The sequence below is a fragment of the Paraburkholderia sp. BR10937 genome, assembly GCF_040965695.1.
Taxonomy (GTDB): Bacteria; Pseudomonadota; Gammaproteobacteria; order Burkholderiales; family Burkholderiaceae; genus Paraburkholderia.
Map to the genome: position 1 here is coordinate 1 of NZ_JBFRCL010000182.1, position 339 is coordinate 339.

Here is a 339-nt window from a genome sequence, read left to right on the forward strand (position 1 = left end):
GCGGCTCGTTCCTGTACCACATCGACAACAACCAGGTGATGGTGGGCTTTGTCGTGGGTCTCGCGTACCAGAACCCGTATCTCTCGCCGTTCGAGGAATTCCAGCGTTACAAGACGCACCCGGAAATTCGCCAGTACCTGGAAGGCGGCAAGCGCGTCTCGTACGGCGCGCGCGCGATCACGGCAGGCGGCCTGATGTCGCTGCCCAAGCTCGTGTTCCCGGGCGGCGCGCTCGTGGGCGACGATGCGGGCTTCCTGAACGCCTCGCGCATCAAGGGCAGCCACGCGGCGATCAAGACCGGCATGCTGGCCGCCGATGCGGCGTTCGAAGCCGTGCAGG

The 339-nt window shown here is 65.8% G+C and carries 1 protein-coding gene; it reads left to right on the forward strand.

Going from position 1 to position 339, the window contains the following annotated elements; genetic code table 11:
• Positions 1–339, forward strand: a 339-nt coding sequence (locus tag AB4Y44_RS42550) for an NAD(P)/FAD-dependent oxidoreductase (RefSeq protein ID WP_368702834.1), incomplete at both ends; no start/stop codon positions are given.